This window comes from Mesorhizobium sp. B3-1-9, from assembly GCF_006439595.1.
In the GTDB taxonomy this organism is placed as follows: domain Bacteria; phylum Pseudomonadota; class Alphaproteobacteria; order Rhizobiales; family Rhizobiaceae; genus Mesorhizobium.
Genome location: NZ_VFTJ01000003.1, coordinates 446,323 through 466,140, shown reverse-complemented (window position 1 = coordinate 466,140; position 19,818 = coordinate 446,323). Strand labels below are relative to the sequence as shown.

The 19,818-nt window shown below is 64.0% G+C and carries 21 protein-coding genes and 1 pseudogene; 14 read left to right on the top strand and 8 right to left on the bottom strand.

Going from position 1 to position 19,818, the window contains the following annotated elements:
* Positions 1-29 precede the first annotated feature (29 nt).
* The gene (locus tag FJW07_RS08525) at positions 30-851 is read right to left on the bottom strand and encodes an enoyl-CoA hydratase (protein WP_140855730.1); all 822 of its coding nucleotides are present in this window, start codon (positions 849-851) and stop codon (positions 30-32) included.
* Positions 852-988: 137 nt separating this feature from the next.
* On the opposite strand from FJW07_RS08525, the gene FJW07_RS08520 reads away from it, so the two are divergent.
* From FJW07_RS08520 to rpsI, 3 genes are all read left to right on the top strand, one after another.
* Positions 989-1,453, top strand: coding sequence for a PaaI family thioesterase (locus FJW07_RS08520; protein ID WP_140641529.1), 465 nt, complete (start codon positions 989-991; stop codon positions 1,451-1,453).
* A 229-nt stretch (positions 1,454-1,682) separates the two neighbouring features.
* Positions 1,683-2,147, top strand: a complete 465-nt coding sequence (rplM, locus tag FJW07_RS08515; RefSeq protein ID WP_140641527.1) for a 50S ribosomal protein L13 — start codon at positions 1,683-1,685, stop codon at positions 2,145-2,147.
* On the top strand, positions 2,147-2,617 hold the full coding sequence (gene rpsI, locus FJW07_RS08510; RefSeq protein ID WP_140855728.1) for a 30S ribosomal protein S9: 471 nt from the start codon (positions 2,147-2,149) through the stop codon (positions 2,615-2,617). The genes rplM and rpsI overlap by 1 nt, the downstream gene beginning before the upstream one ends.
* A gap of 58 nt (positions 2,618-2,675) precedes the next feature.
* Here rpsI and FJW07_RS08505 read toward each other — a convergent pair whose 3' ends face one another.
* Positions 2,676-3,584, bottom strand: coding sequence for a LysR family transcriptional regulator (locus FJW07_RS08505; RefSeq protein ID WP_140855726.1), 909 nt, complete (start codon positions 3,582-3,584; stop codon positions 2,676-2,678).
* Positions 3,585-3,679: 95 nt separating this feature from the next.
* On the opposite strand from FJW07_RS08505, the gene FJW07_RS08500 reads away from it, so the two are divergent.
* The gene (locus tag FJW07_RS08500) at positions 3,680-4,552 is read left to right on the top strand and encodes an aldo/keto reductase family oxidoreductase (RefSeq protein ID WP_140855724.1); all 873 of its coding nucleotides are present in this window, start codon (positions 3,680-3,682) and stop codon (positions 4,550-4,552) included.
* A 200-nt stretch (positions 4,553-4,752) separates the two neighbouring features.
* Here the strand turns inward: FJW07_RS08500 and FJW07_RS08495 are convergent, their stop codons facing one another.
* Positions 4,753-5,811: a glycerophosphodiester phosphodiesterase family protein gene (locus FJW07_RS08495; protein ID WP_140855722.1), complete on the bottom strand. Its 1,059-nt coding sequence runs from the start codon at positions 5,809-5,811 to the stop codon at positions 4,753-4,755.
* Positions 5,812-5,977: 166 nt separating this feature from the next.
* The gene (locus FJW07_RS08490) at positions 5,978-7,192 is read right to left on the bottom strand and encodes an acyltransferase (RefSeq protein ID WP_140855720.1); all 1,215 of its coding nucleotides are present in this window, start codon (positions 7,190-7,192) and stop codon (positions 5,978-5,980) included.
* A 125-nt stretch (positions 7,193-7,317) separates the two neighbouring features.
* Here FJW07_RS08490 and speB point away from each other — a divergent pair, with 125 nt between their 5' ends.
* The 4 genes and pseudogenes from speB to FJW07_RS08470 all read left to right on the top strand — a co-directional run bounded on the left by speB (position 7,318) and on the right by FJW07_RS08470 (position 10,049).
* Complete coding sequence (speB, locus tag FJW07_RS08485) at positions 7,318-8,319, top strand: agmatinase (RefSeq protein ID WP_140641515.1); 1,002 nt, start codon at positions 7,318-7,320, stop codon at positions 8,317-8,319.
* Between the two features lie 29 nt (positions 8,320-8,348).
* The gene (argC, locus tag FJW07_RS08480) at positions 8,349-9,281 is read left to right on the top strand and encodes an N-acetyl-gamma-glutamyl-phosphate reductase (protein ID WP_140855711.1); all 933 of its coding nucleotides are present in this window, start codon (positions 8,349-8,351) and stop codon (positions 9,279-9,281) included.
* A gap of 6 nt (positions 9,282-9,287) precedes the next feature.
* A pseudogene (locus FJW07_RS08475) lies at positions 9,288-9,596 on the top strand (aminoglycoside phosphotransferase family protein); the annotation flags it as partial.
* A 138-nt stretch (positions 9,597-9,734) separates the two neighbouring features.
* Positions 9,735-10,049, top strand: a complete 315-nt coding sequence (locus FJW07_RS08470; protein WP_140855710.1) for a hypothetical protein — start codon at positions 9,735-9,737, stop codon at positions 10,047-10,049.
* 3 nt (positions 10,050-10,052) lie between these two features.
* On the opposite strand, the gene FJW07_RS08465 is transcribed toward FJW07_RS08470, so the two are convergent.
* The gene (locus FJW07_RS08465; protein WP_140855708.1) at positions 10,053-11,144 is read right to left on the bottom strand and encodes a COX15/CtaA family protein; all 1,092 of its coding nucleotides are present in this window, start codon (positions 11,142-11,144) and stop codon (positions 10,053-10,055) included.
* 151 nt (positions 11,145-11,295) lie between these two features.
* Between FJW07_RS08465 and FJW07_RS08460 the strand changes: the two genes are divergently transcribed.
* Together FJW07_RS08460 and FJW07_RS08455 are read left to right on the top strand one after the other, a co-directional pair.
* Positions 11,296-11,511: a DUF2842 domain-containing protein gene (locus FJW07_RS08460; protein ID WP_040999884.1), complete on the top strand. Its 216-nt coding sequence runs from the start codon at positions 11,296-11,298 to the stop codon at positions 11,509-11,511.
* A 99-nt stretch (positions 11,512-11,610) separates the two neighbouring features.
* Positions 11,611-12,015 (top strand): hypothetical protein, encoded by a 405-nt coding sequence (locus FJW07_RS08455; protein WP_140785536.1) that lies wholly within the window; start codon positions 11,611-11,613, stop codon positions 12,013-12,015.
* Positions 12,016-12,028: 13 nt separating this feature from the next.
* On the opposite strand, the gene FJW07_RS08450 is transcribed toward FJW07_RS08455, so the two are convergent.
* A complete protein-coding gene (locus FJW07_RS08450) occupies positions 12,029-13,087 on the bottom strand; it encodes a polysaccharide deacetylase family protein (RefSeq protein ID WP_140855706.1) in 1,059 nt (352 codons plus the stop codon).
* 91 nt (positions 13,088-13,178) lie between these two features.
* On the opposite strand from FJW07_RS08450, the gene FJW07_RS08445 reads away from it, so the two are divergent.
* Together FJW07_RS08445 and FJW07_RS08440 are read left to right on the top strand one after the other, a co-directional pair.
* Positions 13,179-14,408 (top strand): GNAT family N-acetyltransferase, encoded by a 1,230-nt coding sequence (locus tag FJW07_RS08445; RefSeq protein WP_140855704.1) that lies wholly within the window; start codon positions 13,179-13,181, stop codon positions 14,406-14,408.
* A 126-nt stretch (positions 14,409-14,534) separates the two neighbouring features.
* Positions 14,535-14,771, top strand: coding sequence for a hypothetical protein (locus tag FJW07_RS08440; protein ID WP_140641497.1), 237 nt, complete (start codon positions 14,535-14,537; stop codon positions 14,769-14,771).
* A 97-nt stretch (positions 14,772-14,868) separates the two neighbouring features.
* Here FJW07_RS08440 and FJW07_RS08435 read toward each other — a convergent pair whose 3' ends face one another.
* Positions 14,869-15,303 carry a peptidylprolyl isomerase gene (locus FJW07_RS08435; protein WP_140641495.1) on the bottom strand — a complete coding sequence of 145 codons (435 nt, stop codon included), beginning with the start codon at positions 15,301-15,303 and terminating at the stop codon, positions 14,869-14,871.
* 286 nt (positions 15,304-15,589) lie between these two features.
* Entirely contained in the window at positions 15,590-17,827 is a 2,238-nt protein-coding gene (locus FJW07_RS08430) for an exopolysaccharide transport family protein (protein ID WP_140855702.1), read from the bottom strand.
* A gap of 262 nt (positions 17,828-18,089) precedes the next feature.
* Here FJW07_RS08430 and FJW07_RS08425 point away from each other — a divergent pair, with 262 nt between their 5' ends.
* Both FJW07_RS08425 and FJW07_RS08420 read left to right on the top strand, forming a co-directional pair.
* Positions 18,090-18,653 carry a polysaccharide biosynthesis/export family protein gene (locus FJW07_RS08425; RefSeq protein WP_140658553.1) on the top strand — a complete coding sequence of 188 codons (564 nt, stop codon included), beginning with the start codon at positions 18,090-18,092 and terminating at the stop codon, positions 18,651-18,653.
* A gap of 10 nt (positions 18,654-18,663) precedes the next feature.
* A complete protein-coding gene (locus FJW07_RS08420) occupies positions 18,664-19,794 on the top strand; it encodes a glycosyltransferase (protein WP_140855701.1) in 1,131 nt (376 codons plus the stop codon).
* Positions 19,795-19,818 lie beyond the last annotated feature (24 nt).

Sequence of the window (19,818 nt, the reverse complement as noted above, 5' to 3'; positions counted from 1 at the left end):
ATGGGATGGCGCGGCTCCATTCAAGCCGGCTACTCGTCGGTCCATTCGGGCTTGCGCTTACCGATGAAGGCGCCGATGCCTTCCTCGGCGTCACGCGCCAGCATGTTTTCGACCATCACCCGGCCGGTATAGGCATAGGCGTCGGCGAGCCCCATTTCGGCCTGGGCGTAGAAGGCTTCCTTGCCGGTCCTGACCACCAAGGACGATTTGGAAGCAATGGTTTGCGCGTATTTGTTGACAACCTGATTCAGATATTCGCGCGGCACGATGCGGTTGATCAGGCCGAACTCCTTGGCGGTCGCCGCGTCGATCGTTTCGCCGGTGAGCAGCATCTCCATCGCCTGCTTGCGCGAGACGTTGCGCGATAGCGCCACCATGGGGGTCGAGCAGAACAGGCCGATGTTGACGCCAGGCGTGCAGAAACTCGCCTCGTGCGAAGCGATGGCAAGGTCGCAGCTGGCGACCAACTGAAGGCCGGCGGCTGTGGCAAGGCCGTCGACCTCGGCGATCACCGGTTTTGGGTGGCGCACGATCGTCTGCATCAAGGTTGCGCAAGCCGCGAAGGTCTTTTCGAAGAAGGCCTTGCCCCGATCCGGCTCGGCGCGGTGCGCCGTCATTTCCTTGAGGTCGTGACCGGCACAGAACACCTTGCCGGACGCCGCCAGGATGATGACGCGCACGGATCTGTCGGCCTTGACGCGATCGAACTCAGCCTGCAGCGCCGCCATCGCCGCCAGCGACAACGCATTGGCCGGCGGGTTGGCGAGCGTGAGGCGCAAGATGCCCTTGTCCTGGCTGACAAGAACGGGGCCGTCGGCGACGGCGGGCTTGATGGCGACGACTTCGGCCACTTTCAAAACCTCTTGCTCATGGAGCAACAGAACTAGCACGCTGTCGGTTGAAGAACAGCCGCGAGACGTGTTTTCTCCGTCGCACCGTTTGGTCCAGGCGCACCGCCCGGAGCTGCTCATTCATATAGGACGCCCCGATGCCAGCCCAAAGCAATCTGAAGCCAATGCTCAACGCGGCGGAAGTCAATGCGCTGATGGCAAGCGTCTATCCACAGCTCAACGACAATTTCACCTCTTATGAGGCGATCGATGTGTTTCCGGGCGGCTGCACGGTGCGGCTGAACGCCGACGAGCGGCATCTGCGCCCCGGCGGGACGGTGTCGGGTCCGTCGCTGTTCACGCTGGCAGACATCGGCGGTTACGTCTGCGTGCTCAGCCACGCCGGGCCTGACGCGCTGTCGGTGACGGTCAACCTCGACATCAACTTCATGCGCAAGGCCGAGGCCGGTCCGATCGACGGCCATTGCCGCATCCTGAAGCTCGGCAAGAGCCTGATGGTGTTCGACATCGACATCGTCGCCGGCCCGGACGGACACACCGTCGCCCACGCCACCGGCACCTATTCAATCCCGAGGAAGCGGGAAAACGATGTGGTAAAATAATACCATTATACCAAACTATTGTTTTTGCTTTACTTTATCCGCGCAACTCGTTTTCGATTGCCTTGACGCATCAGCCGCCCTCGCCTATAAGCCGATCCGAAGCAGCGGCCCGTAACGGCCGCCGTTTTGTTATTGACGGGGCGGCTCCGGCTCTCCCGTCAATCCAAGCAACAAGAAACGCCTTCTCTTGTCCCTCGTGGACGGGAAAGGTCAACCTGAGAGCAAAACCATGGCTACCTTTTCGCAGAAGCCTGCGGATGTGGTGAAGAAGTGGGTGCTGATCGACGCCGAAGGTCTCGTCGTCGGTCGTCTGGCCACTGTCATCGCCAACCATCTGCGCGGCAAGCACAAGCCCACCTTCACCCCGCATGTCGATGATGGCGACAACGTCGTCGTCATCAATGCAGACAAGGTGGTGTTCACCGGCAAGAAGTACACCGACAAGGTGTACTACTGGCACACCGGCCATCCCGGCGGCATCAAGGAGCGCACCGCGCGCCAGCTGCTCGAGGGCCGTTTCCCCGAGCGCGTCGTCGAAAAGGCCGTCGAGCGCATGATCCCGCGCGGTCCGCTCGGTCGTCGCCAGATGAAGAATCTCCGCGTCTATGCAGGCGCCGAGCATCCGCACACCGCCCAGCAGCCCGTCACGCTCGACGTGGCCAAGCTGAACTCCAAGAACAAGAGGGCTTCGTAATGGCTGAGCTTTCCTCGCTCGCAGAACTCGGCACCGTTGCCGCGCAGCCGGCCGCGCCCGTGCATGTCCAGAAGCTCGACAAGTCGGGCCGCGCCTATGCCACCGGCAAGCGCAAGAACGCCATCGCGCGCGTCTGGGTGAAGCCGGGCTCCGGCAAGATTACTGTCAACGACAAGGAATTCGCGAGCTATTTCGCGCGTCCGGTGCTGCAGATGATCCTCAACCAGCCGATCGTCGCGGCCAACCGCGCCGGCCAGTACGACATCATCGCCACCGTCATCGGCGGCGGCCTCTCCGGCCAGGCGGGTGCTGTGCGTCACGGCATCTCCAAGGCGCTGACCTACTATGAGCCGGGCCTGCGCACTGTGCTCAAGAAGGGTGGCTTCCTGACCCGCGACAGCCGCGTGGTCGAGCGCAAGAAGTACGGCAAGGCCAAGGCCCGCCGCAGCTTCCAGTTCTCGAAGCGCTAAGCGTTACGGGTTCCAGCTTTCCGAAAGGCCGCCTCCGGGCGGCCTTTTTTATTTTCCGTTACCAATGTCCGGCTGGCGTCTTGATGTAGTCGATGAAGGCGCGCAACGGCGCCGGCACCAGCCGGCGTCCGGGATAGTACAGAAACGGCCCGGAGAATTCCTGCCACCACGGCTCCAGCACGGGTTCCAGCGCGCCGCTCTCGAAATGCGGGCGCACCCAGTCCTCGAAGAGCCAGAGAATGCCGACGCCGGCGATCGCCGCATCGATGGCGAGGTCGACGCCGCCACCGATGCTGACGAGCAATGGCCCCGTGGTATCGACCCGCACCACCTCGCCGTCGCGCTCGAATTCCCAAGGCGTCATGACCCCGCTCGGAAAGCGACCGCGCACGCACGCATGCCCAAGCAGGTCACGCGGGTGTTGCGGCCGGCCGTGCCGATCGAGATAGGCCGGAGAGGCGGAGGTGGTGAAGCGCTGGACGCGTGGCCCGATCGGCATGGCGATCATGTCCTGCTCCAGCCGCTCGTCATAGCGGATGCCGGCATCGCAGCTGGCCGCCAGCAGATCGACAAAGTTCTCCTCCGCGATCACCTCCAGCCGGATGGCCGGATAGGCAGCGAGAAATCCCGGAACGATTCTTGGCAGCACCAGCCGAGACGCGCTGATCGGGACGTTGAGGCGCAAGGTGCCGGCGGGCCGGTCGCGAAAGCCGTTCACGACATCAAGCGCCGCTTCGACCTCGCCCAGCGCCGGGGCAAGCCGGGCCAGCAGGCTGGCGCCTGCCTCGGTCAGGGCGACACTGCGCGTTGTACGATTGAAGAGCCGCACACCAAGTTGGGTTTCCAGACGGCGGATGGCTTCACTGAGCACGGACGCGCTGCCCGCCGTCACGCGGGCCGCTTCGCGAAAGCCGCCGGCGCGTCCCACTGCCATAAATGCCTGGAGATCGTTGAGATCAGCCGCCATTGTTCTTAGTTCCGCACAGGTCGTTCTGGTTATACCCGGTTATCGGGACAGCGGCCATGCCCTATCTCCCTCGCCGACAGCGAAGGAGAACCACGATGTCCAGCGTAGACAAATCCGGCACTTACAAACTCGGCGACCGCTCCGTTCATCGCATCGGCTATGGCGCCATGCAGCTTGCGGGCAAAGGCGTGTTCGGTCCGCCGAAGGACCATGACGCGGCGATCGCCGTGCTGCGCGAAGCGGTGGCGCAAGGCGTGAACCATATCGACACCAGCGATTATTACGGTCCGTACGTCACCAACAAGCTGATCCGCGAGGCATTGGCGCCTTATCCTGACGACCTCACCATCGTCACCAAGATCGGAGCCCGCCGCGGAAGCGATGCCTCGTGGCTGCCGGCCTACTCGTCCGAGGAACTGACGCAGGCCGTGCACGATAATCTTCGCAATCTCGGGCTCGACGCGATCGAAGTGGTCAATCTGCGCATCATGTTCGACACCCATGGCCCGGCGGAAGGCTCGATCGAGGCGCCCCTGACTGCCCTTGCCGAGCTTCAGCGCAAGGGCCTGGTGCGCCATATCGGCTTGAGCAACGTCACCCGCGCGCAGATCGCGGAAGGCCGCAAGATCTGCGACATCGTCTGCGTGCAGAACCAGTACAATCTGGCGCACCGGGACGACGACGCGCTGATCGATGAACTGGCGCGCGACGGCACGGCCTATGTGCCGTTCTTCCCGCTCGGCGGATTCAGCCCGCTGCAATCGTCGGCGCTCTCGGGGGTCGCAGAACGGCTTGGCGCGACGCCGATGCAGGTGGCGCTGGCGTGGCTGCTGCAGCGGTCGCCCAACATCCTGCTGATCCCGGGCACATCGTCGGTCGGGCATCTGCGGGAGAATCTTGCTGCGGCGGAGCTGGAGCTGTCGGCGGATGTGCTGAACGAGTTGGATGGGGTGGCGAAAGCGGCGTGAGGTCGGCGCTATCACCCCGCCCGCGCCTGCGGCGCGACCTCCCCATCAAGGGGAGGTAGGGCGCCGAGCCATACGTTCGAAGGTCCGCTTAATCTCATCGACTTCGCAGGCGTAGCGAAGAGGAGTTCGCACGACGCTCTACCTCCCCTCGATGGGGAGGTCGGCGCGAAGCGCCGGGTGGGGTGAAGCGCCAACGCGCTCTAATTAATACTCGCCGTATGCGCCGGCTCAGCCTGCTTGCTCTCCGTCGGATAAGGCACCCGATAACCGTTCGACGTCAGCCACTCGATCGCCGCTTTCGGCTCGTCGGTCTGAATGATGGTGGCGCCGCGGTCGACCCAAAACCCCCAGGCTTCGCGCGGCAGGCTGGCGGCGACGGCGAGTTCGTCGCCGCGCCCGCCGGCAAGGAAGCCGCCCGGTTTGTTGACGATGGCGTAGGTGTCGGCCCAGAGATGCCAATCGCCGCGGGCCGCTTCCGCTCGCATATGGTTACCGAACAGCGGACCGCCGGTCGAAGTCAGCGTCTCGGCACCGTTGCGCCAGTTGATCAGTTCGATGGCATGCGGCGCGAACGCCTTGTCGACCTCGCCGGCGAAAGCTGCATCGTGGACAGCGTCGTCGGCGAGGATCGGCATGAACTGGAAGCCGCCGCCGGCCTTGGCAAGCGCTGCGCTCGCGGTGTCAATGCGCTGCCGATTCCAGAGGTTCTCCTTGACGATCACCTGATCGGCCATGCCGAGATCGCGCGCCTCGGCGATCATGCCCGGCAGGTCGGTCACCTCCAGCTTGTTGTCGAGGTTGATCAGGATCCTGTCCCTGGTCGTAAGCAGCATCTCGCGCAACGTCGACACCGTCTCGTTGGTGACGGTCCTTGTGCCCTCGATCACCAGCCGGCATTTCTTCAACTCGGCAAGCGTGTATTTCACCACCTCGCCCTTGCACGTGGTTGTTCTGTCGAGCCAGCTGTCATGCATGATGACGAACTCGCCGTCTCTCGCGCGTCGGACGTCGACCTCGACGATCTCGGCCCCGATCGCGATCGAGCCCTCGATCGCGGCCAGCGAATTCTCGGCGTAGAGCGTCTTGCCGGCCCGCATGCTGCCGGCGCGATGCGCGGCGATCATCACATGATCGCGCCACTGGTTGGCATGCTCGAAGCGGTCGAGGATTTGCGCGGCGCGCGTCTCGCCGGCTAAACCTTCGCCGGAGATTGCGGCAAGCGCGATGGACAGAAGAAGGCTCAGCCAGAGTGTTCGCATCGGGGAATCGCTCCGTTCCGGGTCGGAACCCGGTTAGGCGACGCCCATGACAGGCCGGTGAACGAAGCCGGCTAGTTGTTTTCTTGTTTGGCGCAATTCCGGACGGAAAGGCTACGGCGAAGTCGCCGAACCTGACCGCTTCACACTTTTCCCGGAATTGCTTGGGTCAAATCCGCTTGGAAAGGCGGCGGAACCAGGCCAACGCCGGCATTTCGACGAAGCGCCAGGTGAACCAGGACGCGACGATAACGGCGATCAGCATGGCGATCAAAGCCGCGAAACCGACCCAAGGCGAGCCAGTGCCGAAGCCGGTCGCATGGTCGCCGCGCAGCATCAGGTCGCCGACGATGCCGAGCCCGAGCTTGCGCTCGATCAGGCCGCCGGCATTGATCATGCGCGCCTGGACGAAGATGTGGACCATGTAGATCGAATAGGAGAGCGAGCCGAGCAGCAGCATCGGCCGGCTGCGCAGCAGGGCGCTGACCCATCCGCCCTCATGGGCAAAGAGATAAAGCGCCAGCGCAAAGACGACCGGCGCCGCAATACCAAGGTCGTTGGCGCCGGCAATGGAGACGAACAGCGCGATCCCAGCGATCATCGCCAACTCGGCCAGTGTCCAGGCGAGGCGCCCCGCCCCGCCGCTCAAGGCCTGTCGCGCCTCTGCAATGGAATCGTGCTGAAACCAGGCAAGCAACGCACCGAGCGAGAAGCCGTAAAGGCAGCGGATGAAGCCGAAATCGAAGGACACGTCCATATGACGCGTCGAGACCGCAAGCAGGAAAAGGGGCGCCGTCACCGCGGCGGCAACGAACCATATCCATGCGCGCTGCCCGGCGGTGAAGACGACGGCGGCAAACAGCAGATAGGTGAAGAACTCGGCAGAAATGCTCCAGCTCGGCGCGTTCCAGCTCAGATGATCCTCGACCCCCATGCCCTGCAAAAGGAAGAGGTTGGCGACGAGGCTTTTCAGGTCGAAGCCTCCGGTGAAGGGCGCGGGTCCCGTTCCATGCAGCGCCGGCAGCACGAGCCGCAGTGCCTCGAAGCCGGCGAAAGCGGCAAGCATCAGGAGATGCAGCGGATAGATGCGGCCGAAACGGACGAGCGCGAACCGTGCAAGGTCGCCCTGACCGGCGAGCCGGCCGCCATAGGCGCTGGCGATGACGAAGCCGGAGAGCACGAAGAAGAAATCGACGAACAGATAGGAGCCGCCGACAAAAGCGCTCTGCGATACCATCGAGGTCGTCGGGAAGTGGAACAGCGCCACCAGCAGCGCGCAGATGCCGCGCCAGGAATCCAGCACCAGGAAGCGCGCGCCGGCCGCCGTGCCGACACGGGTCGCCGCGGGCGCGGATGCAAGGTTGAGCAGAGCCGTCTCAGCCATAATGATACAGATCCTGTGTTGGCGTGGCACTCGCCGAGCGCCGCTTCCTTTCCGCAAGCTGTGACTGGCATGTTGCGTGCCGGTTCTGTAGTTGTGGCTGCCCCGATGAAAACCGAGGATTCCTGATGGCGAACAACGAGATCGACCATGCCTTCACCGCCCGTTCCAAGACGGGCGCGTCGTTCGAGCCGACCTATGCCGGCGCGCTGTCGTTCATGCGGCGCAAATACACGAAGGACGTGAAGGGCGCGGACGCTGTCGTGTGGGGCATTCCCTTCGACGCCGCGGTCACCAACCGGCCGGGCGCTCGCTTCGGGCCGCAGGCGATCCGCCGCGCCTCGGCGATCCTCGACAACGATCCGCAATATCCGTTCTCGCGCGACCTGTTCGAGCACCTCTCGGTGGTCGACTATGGCGATTGCCTGCTCGACAGCGGCAATCACCAGAAGACCCCTGGCACGATCGAGCGCGAGGCGGCCAAGATCCTGAAATCAGGCGCGTTCCTTTTGACGCTCGGCGGCGACCATTTCGTCACCTGGCCGCTGCTCAAGGCGCACGCCGCGATCCACGGGCCGCTGGCGCTCGTGCAGTTCGACGCGCATCAGGACACCTGGCCGGATGACGGCAAGCGCATTGACCACGGCTCCTTCGTCGCCCGCGCGGTGAATGAAGGCATCATCGACCCCGATCGCTCGATCCAGATCGGCATCCGCACTCATGCACCGGACACGTTCGGCATAAAAATCCTCTATGGCCACGAGGTCGAGGAAATGCGCGCCTCCGACATCGCCTATGCGATCGTCGAGCGCACCGGCGGCAAGAAGACCTATCTCACCTTCGACATCGACTGCCTCGACCCGGCCTTCGCGCCGGGCACCGGAACGCCGGTGGCAGGTGGCCCCTCCTCGGCCAAGATGCTGTCGACGCTGCGCCAGCTCGGCCAGATCGACATCGTCGGCGCCGACGTCGTCGAGGTTGCACCGGCCTATGATCATGCCGATATAACGGCGATCGCCGGATCGATCATCGCCATGCACTATCTCGGCCTGTTGGCGGAGCGAAAGGCGCGGCTCGACGAACTGAGCAACGGCAATCATGTAGCAGTAAATCACGCCAACGGCATATAACATTGGAATCGCAAGGAATTTGGCAAGCGATGAAACCGAAAATCTTCATTGACGGCGAATACGGCACGACGGGCCTGCAGATCAGGGCACTGCTGGCCGACCGCGGCGACCTGGAGATCATCTCCATCCCGACGGAACGCCGCAAGGAGGCCGCCGCCCGCGCCGAATTCCTCAACGCGGCCGACGTCGCGATCCTTTGCCTGCCGGATGCGGCGGCCAAGGAAAGCGTGTCGCTGATTACGAACGACACCACGAAGGTGATCGATGCCTCGACCGCGCACCGCGTGGCCGAGGGCTGGGAATATGGCTTCGCGGAAATGGACAAGGACCAGGCGAAGAAGATCGGCAGCGCGAAACGCATCGCCAATCCGGGCTGCTGGCCGCAGGGGCCGATCGCGACGCTGCGGCCACTGGTTGCGGCGGGCTTGCTGCCTGCCGACTTCCCGGTCACCGTCAACGGCATTTCCGGCTATTCCGGCGGCGGCCGGCCGATGATCGAGGACTATGTCGGCAAGGGCGAGGACGCGCCCGAGTTCCTGCCCTACGGGCTGACGCTGCAGCACAAGCATGTGCCGGAGCTCCGCACCTATGCAAAGCTGTCGCACGACCCGATCATGCAGCCGGCGGTGGGCAATTTCGCGCAGGGCATGATCACCGTGGTGCCGCTGCAACTCGGCGGTCTCGACCGCGTGCCGACTGGCGCCGAGCTTCACGCGGCGATTGCCGACCATTATGCGTCGATCGATGGCGGCGTGGTCGAGGTCGCGCCCTACACCCTCATGGAGCGCATGCCGGAGATCGATCCGGAGATCTATAACGGCACCAACCGGATGAAGGTCTACGTCTTCGCCAATGACGAGAGGGCGCAAGCACTGCTGATGGCCGTCTACGACAATCTCGGCAAGGGCGCGTCGGGCGCCGCGGTGCAGAACCTCGACCTGATGCTCGGCATCAAGCACTGAGCGGTCATGCAGGCATTCCCTGGGCGCTGGAAGGTCAGCGCTCCCGAACTCATTGCCGAGACCTTTTCCAGCCGGATCTGGAAGGTCGTGCGGGACGATGGTTCGCCGGCAATCGTCAAGGACCTGAAACCCTTCGACGACGTCGCGGACGAGTTGCGCGGCGAGCATTACCTCGCCTGGCGGCGCGGCGAAGGCGCGGTGCGGCTGCTCGGCCGTGACGGCAATCGCATGCTGCTCGAATATGCCGGCGACAGGCTGCTTTCCGAACATCTTGCGGAGCATGGCGACGCCGCCGCGACGGCGATTGCCGCCGAGAACCGCGAGCTTGCCGTGGCCGAGGCCGTTCGAAAAGTTCGGTCGCAATTCTGATCACCGAGGCAGGACCGGCCGCGGTAACCGCCGATTCACCATGATCGGCTATTGATGGAGTCGGCCCTCCTCAAAGGAATTCCCATGGTCAGCGCGATCTCGAGCTCCGTCCAAGCGGTGCAGTACTCCTCATCCACATCGTCCGACAGCGCGGCCCAGGAGGCCGACCTCGAAAAGCAGATCCAGGCCTTGGAAGATCAGGCCAAGGCCGCCCAGGACCAGGTCGATGCCGCCAAGCTGCAGCAGCAGATCGCGGCGCTGGAGGCCAAGCTCGCCGCGCTCAAGGCGGCCGACGCGAAAAAGGCCGATCAGGACCAGTCGACGACGTCCGCCGCCGCTGCACGCCAGGCGGAATTCGACAACGAGACGACGACCCAGTCGCACCTGTTCTCGATGTGACCGTCAGCTCTTGACGGTAATCTCCGTCGGAAGCCGGTAAGCGCCCTTGGTGCCTCGCCAATGCGCGGCGGCGAAGCCGAGCAGGACAAGCGCGATCGCCTGATGCGTCAACGCCATGTGCAGCGGCACCTGCATCAAGAGCGTGCCGATGCCGATCGAGGCCTGGACCACCACCAGCGCGAACAGAAGCGTGGCCCGGCGGGCATGGGTGGTGCCGGGCTGGCGCCGCCACGTCGTGATCATATGCCAGAGCGACACGGCGAAGATGGTATAAGCGCCCAGCCGGTGGACGAACTGCACCGTCTTCGGATTCTCGAAGAAGTTCAGCCAGGCGGGCTTCAGGAGAAGCAGATCGGATGGGATCACCTTTCCATCCATCAGTGGCCATGTGTTGTAGGAAAGGCCGGCGTGCAGCCCGGCGACCAACCCGCCAAGATAGATCTGGACCAGCGCGAGAAGCACGATGAAACCGGCGAGCCGCTGCGTCGACCGGTCGGCGGCGGGCTCCGAATGCGGCGCCAGCCCGCGCGCGACCACCATCGTCGCGGTGAAGATCAGCGCGGCAAGCGTCAGGTGCGTCGCCAGCCGGTACTGGCTGACCGAGACGCGGTCGGCCAGGCCGGAAGCCACCATCCACCAGCCGATTGCGCCCTGCAGTCCGCCCAGCAGAAGGATGCCGACGAGCTTCAGTCCAAGGCCTCGCTCGATGCGGCGCGTCGCCCAGAAGAACAGCAGCGGCAAGGCAAAGACCGCGCCGACGCTGCGCGCCAGGATGCGATGTGCCCACTCCCACCAGAAGATCGACTTGAAGTCCTCGACGCTCATGCCCTTGTTGATCTCGGTATATTGCGGGATCTGCTGGTAGCGCTGGAACTCTTCCTGCCATTCGACGTCGTTGAGCGGCGGGATGACGCCGTGAATCGGCTGCCACTCAGTGATCGACAGCCCCGAGCCAGTGAGCCGAGTGGAGCCGCCGACAAGCACCAGCGCGAACAGCACGAGCAGCACGACGTAAAGCCAGCCACGCACCAGTGCGCGGTTCTGGAGGTCGCGGTCTCGAGCGGCATAGGGGGCCGTGGCGGTGAGGGCAGCCATAGGCGTTTTTCCGGTCGTTGAAGGCTGAAGTGGTGGACCAAGGCCGCCCAACTGGCAAGACCGGACAGCGCGGCACGCCGTCGCGCCGGGCCGCGACGGTTGCGCGCTTTCTTCATTCGGCCTAAGCGGAGCGGGTCAACGGAACCGCGACATGCCCATTCGCCTGAAAAAGCTGATCGGAACCATATTGCTGGTGGCGCTGGTCGTCATCTACGCGCTGATCGCGTCGGCCGTCGCGGTCACCAGGCTCGCCGAATACGGGCCGACGGCGCATCTCCTCTTCTTCCTGCTCAGCGGCTTTCTGTGGGTTCTGCCGGCCATGGCCATTATCAAATGGCTGATCATCGAGCCACGCCCGAAGGGCTGAGCTCGCCGGCGCCGGGCAAGCAAAAACACGAATGTGATTCAGACGTGATCGGGTGCGCGCCTACCCTGCCTGGTTCATAGCTCGGCAGGGAGGCTCGGCATGCTGAGGACCATGTTCGCGGGGCTGATCGTTTTGACCGGCTCGCTCGCCGTTTCGATCGCGACAGCGGAAACCATCAATGTCTCGGATGCTCACGGCGGCAGCGTCGCCGCCTATAGCCAGCGCTGGAAGGGGCTTGCGGCGCGCGGCGTCGATGTGCGCATCGTCGGCAAATGCCAGTCGGCCTGCACCGTGCTGCTCGGCTATATTCCGCGCAGTCGCATCTGCGTGACGCCGTCGGCGAGCTTCGGCTTCCATCTGGCGCACCGGCCCGACATGACCGCCTTGTTGTGGAAGGCCTACGCATCCGACATCAGAGGCTGGATCAAGGCGCATGGCGGGCTTGAAACGCAGCTCAAATGGATGAGCGCGCCCGACACCTACCGTTATTTCCATAAGTGCTGATCAAGGCGCAGGCCTATATCGTAACGACCATCTTGCCCGCATTGGCGAGCGGCGTGGTGATGCCGGACAGCATCGTGCGGATATGCGCCACGCTCTGGTAGCGGCCATTGACGGAGATGCGCGGCAGCGCGTGCAGGAAGCCGGCATGCTCGGCGCGCAGCACACCATGCCGCGTGGTCACCGCCGAGCCATAGCCTGCGTCGCGGGCAAAGCCAACCTCGCGGCAACCGACAGCGCTCGCATAGCCATAGGGGTAAGCCAGATGACGCGGCTCCTCGCCAAGCCTTTCGGCCAGGATGCGGCGGACGTCGCCGATCTCATGGCGCGCATCGGCTTCGGACAGCCGCTTCAAGTTCCGATGATTGACGGTGTGGGCGCCGATAGTCACCAGCGGGTGCACGGCCATGGTGCGAAGCTCATCCCAGTTCATCAAGGTGCATGGGCGGCCCGAGCCGAATTTGAACCCATTGGAACGAGCAAGTTCGCGCAGCGCAGCGCCCTGCTCTTCCTCGGAGACTTCCAAGGTCAGCCAGGCGTTCAGCCGCGCGACGGCCTGGATCTTCCTGCCTGGCGTCGAGCAATCGATCACCGTCGGCTTGCCCGCCATAGTCAGCGTCAGGCGCGAGCTGGTGTCGACGATATCCTCGATCACGTCCCACCAGAGTTCGACGGCGCCGTCGATCAGGCCGGGGGCGACGTAGATGGCGATCGGCGCGCCGTGCCTTTCCAGGATCGGAAGCGCCTCGGTCATGTTGTCGCGATAGGCGTCGTCGGCGGTGATCGTGGCGAACTGGCCGCCCTTGCCACCCGTCTTGATGCGCTCGATCGCTTCATCAAGGGAAACAAAGGCATAACCCCGCCCCTTCATGTCCGCGATCAGCCTGTCGAGGAAGGCGGGCGCGATGTTCAGATGCCGGTTGACGCTGTTCGGCTTCTCCGGTGTCGCGGTGACGCGGTGCAACATCAGGATAGCGCCGATGCCGCCGACAAACGGCCGCGCCAGAGGCGCGAGACCGGAGTAGCGGGCAAGGTTCAGCGCCAGTTTCCGGATTGCCTCGCCCCCGTCGATCATTCCTTCACCTTTTGCGCCTAGGCTCATCCAAGCACGAGTTGCGCCTATGCGAACCCCCAAGTCGGAACCAATACGTCTTAAGGATTGAGGGATGGTTGACGCCGCCGCGTCATTTGACGGCAACCGGGTCGCGGCCAACGAGACTTCCGCGCGACCCATGCGAGCCGATCAGGGTCGGTGGACTGCGACCGCAAAAGACGGTGCCGGGCTTGCCGACTACGTTCAATTCTGCGCCTCGGCGCTGTTCGCGCCAGCGCAAAGCGCATCCTGGGTAAACAACTGGGCAACCGCGACCGGCGCCGACATGGTTGTCGCGACGCTATCCTGCGATGGCCATCCGGCGCTTTCGCTTGCGCTGGAAGTCGTAGGGCGCGGCCCGTTCAAGGTTGCCCGTTTCGCCGGCGGGCGCCACGCCAACGGCAATTTCGCCGCCGCCGATCCACGTTTCCTGTCTGCTATCGACGGTCGGACGATCCGCTCGGTGTTCAAGGTCATCGCCCGAACGCGGCCGGACATCGACCTGATCTCGCTGGAAAGGCTGCTGCCCGACCTCGACGGCGTCGCCAACCCGCTCGCCGCGCTATCCGGCTTTCCAAGTCCGAACCTTGCGCTCGCGGTCGATCTCGACGGCGGGTTCGACGCGCTCTTGTCGCGCGCGAGCGGCAAGCGCAAGCGCAAGAAGCACCGTTCGCAGACGCGCAAGTTCGAGGCGGTCGGCACCTTCCGCCGCATCGAGGCGCACACTCGCGAAGAGGTCGACAGGCTGCTCGACGCCTTCCTCGAGATGAAGGAGGTGCGTTTCGCCAAGATGGGCATCGCCAATGTCTTCGGCGACAGGCAAGTGCGCGACTTCTTCCGGACGCTGTTTGCCGATGCGCTGACGGAGGAAAAGCCGTCCTTCCTGCTGCACGGCCTGGACGTGGCGGGAAAACTGCGCGCGGTTACCGGCTGCAGCCGCTCCGGCAAGCGGCTGATCTGCGAGTTTGGCGCCATCGCCGAGGACGATCTCGCCTTCACCAGCCCCGGCGACTTCCTGTTCTTCGACAATATCCAGGAAGCCTGCGATCTCGGCTTCAAGGTCTATGACTTCTCGGTCGGCGACGAGCCTTACAAACGGCTCTGGTGCGATCTCGAGATCCAGCATTTCGAGGTGCTTGCGCCGCTGACATTGAAAGGCCGCGCATTGGCGACGACGATGCGGCAAGGCGCGCGGGCCAAGGCCTTCATCAAGAACAATCCGATGGTCTGGAAGTTGACCAAGATGCTGCGCCGCAAGGCTGCCGGACAGGCTGCACCTGCCGCAACCGAGGACGACAGCTAGGCTTGGTAAGAGTCGCACAGTCGCCGTCGCGTTCCGGGGCGATGCGGCAAGCGGGCCGAGACCCTGAGGGACTCGACGGAACCTATCGAGTGCCGAGAGGTTTTCGCACCCAGAAGGAGAATGGCCATGGCTAAGTGCGACCAGTGCGGCAACGACTATGACAAGGCATTCCTAGTGAGCTTGAGCGGGCAAACCTACACGTTTGACAGCTTCGAGTGCGCGATCCAGAAGCTTGCGCCGATCTGCCCGCATTGCAGGGTGCGGATCATGGGACATGGCGTCGAGCAGGGCGATATCATCTATTGCTGCGCGCATTGCGCCGGGCAGGAAGGGGCCAATGCCCTGACCGATCGCGCACCGTGACAATCGCGATTCCTCTGCCTCTCCCCTGGAGGGCCACGCGGAAATAACTTCTCGTAGCGCTCTTGACCGCGATTCTGGGGCAGTCGTTCAGTTCTAACTACGCCGCCTGAACGATCTCGACCAATTCAACGTCGAACACCAGGTCCTTTCCGGCCAACGGATGATTGCCGTCGAGCTTGACGCTGGCGTCGTCCGCGCCGATGACCGTTACTTGCATGGGACGTCCCTCGCGGGTGCGGGCCTGCAATCGGGTGCCAATATCGACGTTGATGTTTTCCGGCACGCTGGCGCGGTCGATGACTACGACCGCTTCGGGGCGATGGGGGCCATAGGCGGCGTCAGCGGGAACGGTGACGGTGCTTTTCGTGCCGACCTCCATGCCTTCGACATGCGTTTCGAGACCAGGAATTACCTGTCCTTCGCCCAGTGTAAACTGCAACGGTTCACTGCCGGAAGAATCGAATTGGGTGCCGTCGACCAGACGCCCAGTGTAGTTGATACGTACAGTGTCGCCATTCTTGGCCTGTGTCATAACAGCTATCCTTTGGGAGTTTCGAGGGACCGGCCTAGGGTTCACGGTCCGCTCTTGATCATCCACGCACCAAAGTGCGCAGCGCGAAACATCAAAACTAGGTGCTATGCCGCCGATGTAAAGTGCGGGGGCCGCCGAGAAATGCCCCGGCTCGGTCTTGCACCTAAGGACTGTCATGCCCCCGACTGAGCCATGCTCGATTCGCTGCGGTCTCGGCCTTCGGTTCCTCGCGGTTGTCCTTAGCAAGCGCCGCGGCAGCGCAGGACAGCCTTGTCGGTCTCCAGCCTTACGCAGCCGACCGGCGTCCTGGCAATGGATCTCCCGGTTCGTGGCCGACCGGCGTGACCAGCGTCAGGTTGGGATAGCCGTTCTCGATCAGCTTCACCGCGGCCTGCGTCACCTGGTCGTCGGCCTCGAGCATCGACAGGAAGACTTCGGTGCCGTCACCGACAAGGCGGCCGATGCCTTGCGCGTCGGCCGGGCCGCACTCGACCACGACGAGATCATAGGCCGTGGTGAGCGACTGCATGATGATCGGCAGCCGGTCGGCGGCGCGCATGGCGCGGACAGGGTCGGCGGTGCCGACCGGAATGACATGCGCATCCGAATAGAGATCGGGATGGATGACGTCGCTGAACTGCGCTTCGGAAGCGAGCAGATTGGTGATGCCGGGGAAGAGGCTTGTGTCCAGCATCGGCCGCGACGCCGCGCCCGATGCCGTGAGATCGAGCAGCAGCACACGCAGGCCGGCATCCGATACTTCGCGCGCCACCAGCACGGCGGACGCGGCCGCCTCGTCGCCTTCCGGCGACACGAAGATCGCGCGCGCGGCGCCGGAAGCGATCAGCTTCTCCGCGGCCTTGTCGACATCGATCTCGCCCAGCCTGGATTGCCTTGGCTCCGGGGCCGATTCGCTGGGCTCGGCCTGCTTGACAGCCGCAGCGCGAACCTCCGCCAACTCGCGCTCGGCCGGCCTCGGCAGTTCCGATTCCGCGATCGAATGCCCCGGCTCGGCTTCCTCGTAAGGCGCAAAGGTCCGACCTTCGCCATGTGCCTCGGCGACCATCGGTTCCACCCTGGCCGCGGGCATCGCCACCTGCTCGATATCGGCGAAGTGGGCGCCGGCGGCCGGACGCATGGCGCGGCCCGAGAACAGCTCGCCAAGCAGCGTGCCGATCGCCATCAGCAGCAGCGAAGCAGCGGCGGCGGCGCCGGTGATCGGCCCGATCTTCGGGAAATAGGGCTGGGACGGCACCTGGGCCTGCGCGATCAGGCTCGCCGCGACAGGCGAGTATCTGCGATCCTTGCGCGAAGCCACCGCATTGTAACTAGCCATATAGGATTCAAGCTGTTGGCGCTGAACATTCGCGTCACGCTGCAAGGCGTCCAGCTGCACCTGCTGCTCGCCGGCCCGCGCCGAGGCGGCTTTCAGCGTGTTGACGTCCGCGATCAGCTGATCCTCGCGGGCCTTGGCCGTCTGGGCCTGGGCCGACAGGCCGCGGATGATCTTTTGCGCCTCATTGCGAATCTGTCCGTCGAGATCGGCCAGCTGCGACTTCAGCGCCCGGATGCGCGGATGGTTGTCGAGCAGGGTCGTGGAAAGATCGGCGATGTTGGCCCTGAGCTCCACCTGGCGCTCGCGCAGGCGCTGGATCAGCTCGGAGGACAGGACTTCCGGCACGCTGTCCAGCGAACCGCCATTCTGCAGCGCCCGGCGCACGCTCTCGGCGCTCGCCTCGGCGGCGGCTCGGCTGGCGCGCACGCGCGACAATTCGCTCGACAGTTCAGAGAGCTGCTGCGTCGGAAGCACCGCATTGTTGCCGCCCATCAAGAGGTCGGACTGCGCACGGAAGGCCGCGACCTTGGCCTCGGCGTCCTTGACGCGATTCTGCAGGTCGGCGATTTCCGGCGCCAGGAAGTCGGTGGCGGCGGCGTTCGATTCGAGCTTGGCGTCGCCCTTCGAAGCGATATAGGCGTTGGCGATGCCGTTCGCGATGTCGGCGGCGAGCTTGGGATCCTTCGAGGCGAACTCGATCGCGATCGCACGCGTCTTTTCAACGGCGTAGACATTGAGCTTGTCGTGCATGGCATTCAGCACGCGCTCTTCCGGCGGGATATCGAAGGGATCGCTTTTCAAGCCGACGAGCACAAGCACGCGCCCGAGCGACGACATTTTCAGCGTTTCGTCGAACTCCGGCAACTTGTCCAGGTTGAGCTTGGTCGCCACCTGCTTGAGGATGTCGGGCGAGGAAATGATCTGGACCTGAGTCGCAACGCCTTGCTCGTCGAGAATCGGTTTGTCGTCATCGTTGGTGCCCGGCGGCCGGGTGTATTCCGATTCGCGCGAGCCGATCTCCAGCTTGGCTGTCGCCTTATAGTAGGGCGTCGCGAGCCAGGCGAAGGCGAAGGCCAGCCCGGTGACCAGAAGCGTCACGAAGACAATGCGCAGCCAGTTTCTCGCCAGGCTGGCGAAGAGCTGTCTCAGATCGACATCGACGTCTGCGGCCGCGGACTGAACGGACATGCACCCTGCTCCGAACTTTGAGTCGAGGATGGACCGTAAACAACTATGGTAACTCACCCGTTAAGATCGGAATGAGCGCTTATTAGAGAGCACTCAAAGAAGATTGCGCGAAAGCAATAGAACAATTGAGCTTTTTGCCGATCTCCGCGCTCCCGGACCAAGCTCCTTTACCACCCATTAACCCTAACAGGATGATAACGGTCGCACTTTCCTGGGGTTGGCCGCGACTTGCGGCAAGAGCGATGAAGGTTCCTGGCCGGTCATGAAAAGCACTGCTTCCCTCTTTCGCGCTTTGCTTGCCCTGTCGCTGCTGACCGGCTGTTCGAGCTACCGCCCGACACCCGCCGCCTTCCATGAAGTGCTCGATCAGCCCTACCGACTCGGCGCCGGCGACCGCGTCCGTGTCACGGTGTTCGAGCAGGATGGGTTGAGCAACACCTACAGCGTCGACCAGTCCGGCTATCTCTCCTTCCCGCTGGTCGGCGCGGTGCCGGCGCGTGGCCACACCGCGCAGCAGTTGGAAAAGGCGATCGCCGACAAGCTGCGCCAAGGCTATTTGCGCGATCCCGACGTTTCGGTCGAAATCGACCGCTACCGGCCGATCTTCGTCATGGGCGAAGTGGGTGCCGCCGGCCAGTATTCCTACGTGCCGGGACTCACCGTGCAAAAGGCGGTCGCCATCGCCGGCGGCTTCACGCCGCGCGCCAATCAGGGGAGCGTCGACATCACCCGCGACATCAACGGCAAGGTGATGACCGGTCGGGTTCTGACATCCGATCCGCTCCTGCCCGGCGACACCGTCTACGTCCGCGAACGCCTGTTCTGAAAAACCCGTCGTGGCGGTGAATCTCAGGATCGTCCACTGCTTTCGCTCACCTGTGGGAGGAATCTTCCGGCACGTGCGCGACCTGACAGAGGCGCAGGTCGCTGCCGGCCATGCGGTGGGAATCGTCTGCGACTCGACCACCGGCGGCGACTATGAGGAGCGCTTGTTCGACGCGATGAAGGACAGTTTGGCGCTCGGCATCCATCGGACGCCGATGCAGCGCCATGTCGGGCCGGGCGATCTCGCCTCGGCCTGGCGCACCTATCGAATCATCCAGGAATTGCGGCCGGACGTGCTGCACGGGCACGGCGCCAAGGGTGGCGCCTATGCCCGGCTGTTCGGCTCACTGTTACGGGTATCAAGGTTTCGCGTTGCCCGCCTCTATTCACCGCATGGCGGCTCCCTCCACTATGACGAAACGACGGCGACGGGAAAGCTGTTCTTCGGCCTGGAGCGCTTCATGGCGCGCTTCACCGACTGCCTGCTGTTCGTTTCCGACTACGAGCGGAAAACCTATCGCCGCAAGGTCGGCGAGCCGCCGATACCCAACCGGCTGGTCTATAACGGCCTGCGCGCCGCCGAATTCGAACCGGTGACGACGGCGGCAGATGCCGCCGATTTCCTGTACATCGGGATGATGCGCGACCTGAAGGGTCCGGATATTTTCATCGATGCGCTGGCCTTGGCCGGCAACGAGCTCGGACGCCCCCTAAGCGCAGTGATGGTCGGCGACGGCGACGACCTGCTGCGCTACCACGCGCAGGTCGAGCGGCTCGGCCTGGAGAGCCACGTCCGTTTCCTGCCGCCCATGCCGGCGAGGGACGCTTTCGCGCTGGCCGATTTGATCGTCGTGCCGTCCCGCGCGGAGGCGATGCCGTATATTGTGCTCGAGGCCTTGGCCGCCGGCATGCCGATGATCGCGACCGCGGTCGGCGGCATTCCGGAAATCTTCGGCGAAAACTCCCCTGCCCTGATCCGGCCCGACGCATCCCAGCTCGCCGCCAAAATGGGGACGGCGCTCAGCGACTTCGACGGTTATCGAAAACTGATGCCGCAGGCCGATGAGCTGAAGGCCCGATTCGGCGCCGACGTCATGGCCGCCGATATCGAGAAGGCCTATTTCGCGGCGCTGAACAAATAGGCCCGCGGGCCGCAACAACTCCAA